1 protein-coding gene is annotated in these 1,302 nt (G+C 47.5%); it reads right to left on the minus strand.

The window, feature by feature from the left end:
• Positions 1 to 29: 29 nt before the first annotated feature.
• Positions 30 to 1,187, minus strand: coding sequence for a transposase (locus ACEYW6_RS36245; RefSeq protein WP_412983611.1), 1,158 nt, complete (start codon positions 1,185 to 1,187; stop codon positions 30 to 32).
• Between the last annotated feature and the right edge of the window lie 115 nt (positions 1,188 to 1,302).

Genomic DNA, 1,302 nt, shown 5'->3' on the forward strand with positions numbered 1-1,302 from the left:
CTTAGTGGTGCAGAAAACTCTCCGGAGTCTCAAGTTGAGAACACAGTGACACGGGAGAACTCAATTTGTTGCTCTATCTGCGTTCGTTTTTTGAGTGAAGCAGTGGCAGGTGGAGGACTCTTTCGAGGTAAGGTAGCTAATAAGGGAATTGGGAGGCGTTGATAACACAAACGTTCAATTTCCCGTAATCCTAATTGTAAAAAACTTAATCCCCGAAGACTATGCCAGTCGAGCATTTTGCGCCGGTCTTCGTGAACGACAACCAGAGCAACGGCAATGGCAATCAGGGTGGCAGCAGCCAGCAGCATCAATAGACAATTGAGGGCTTGAGCATCCCGCAAGTGAGAACGGATTAGCTCAAAAGCTGCCGATTTGTAATCCTTAAAATGCGGTTCTATTCCCCCAAATCGCTGACCATAGATTTCAAAAGTCTGTAATGAGGGAGGCACATCTGAGAGGACAGCCCAAGGCTGACTAGCCAGGGCTAAATTAGCGGTTGCCAGATGACACTGAATGTCTTGTAAAACCGTAACTTCTCGAAAGAGATAGGCTTCTCCCTCTGGGGGTAAAAGATCAGCAACCGCAGATGTTTTACCATTGGAGCGCGTAATGTTCAGGTCAGATTTCGCACGAATTGCCCACGACCATTGATGCTCCCGTAACCATCGGATCAACGCACCGTGTTCAAACCCTCGGTCTGCTAATAATGTTACCGAACATCCTTGCGGTAGCAGTCGCAAAGTGGTTTCTAACACCGGGCAGTAGTCTTCAAAACCGACCGTCGCACTGCCGTGTGACAACACCGTTTGCCCCAAAGGAATCGAGCGTCCTCCCCAAACTAAACATATCTCAATTAGACAATACTCATCCCATAACACGCTAGTATCGAGTGTCAGCGTCATTGGCATTCCCGACCATGCTGTCATAAACTGCTCTAACAGGGGAAAATAGAAGGTTTCGGCGTTGATTTTGGGATTATGGACAAAATAGTTTAATCGCTCCATGTGGCTGCGCGCTTTGCAGTCCCGATGACTCAGATAGGGCAACCAGTGGCTCAGACAGGCGCTCTGAGCTTGTAAAATTGCCGCCACATTCTCACAAAACACTTGTAAATGTCGTTGGTCTTGAGGGTGAATCCATTGACTTACTTGAGCTTGCAGTTGACGATAAAGATGGGGGACTAACATGGGGTAGTTTTTTGTGTGGAAACTTGAGCATCCCATGTCGTCCCCCTCTCTGTCACCCTTGTCTCAGTAAAATCCTCCATATATCAAGCATTCAGGACTTTTCTGCACCAGTAAG

The sequence above is a fragment of the Nostoc sp. UIC 10607 genome, assembly GCF_047228265.1.
In the GTDB taxonomy this organism is placed as follows: Bacteria; Cyanobacteriota; Cyanobacteriia; order Cyanobacteriales; family Nostocaceae; genus Nostoc; species Nostoc foliaceum_A.

What these genes read in the sequence shown, in the direction of transcription:
- ACEYW6_RS36245 (WP_412983611.1), bottom strand. Translation starts at nt 1,187, where the DNA reads ATGTTAGTCCCCCATCTTTATCGTCAACTGCAAGCTCAAGTAAGTCAA.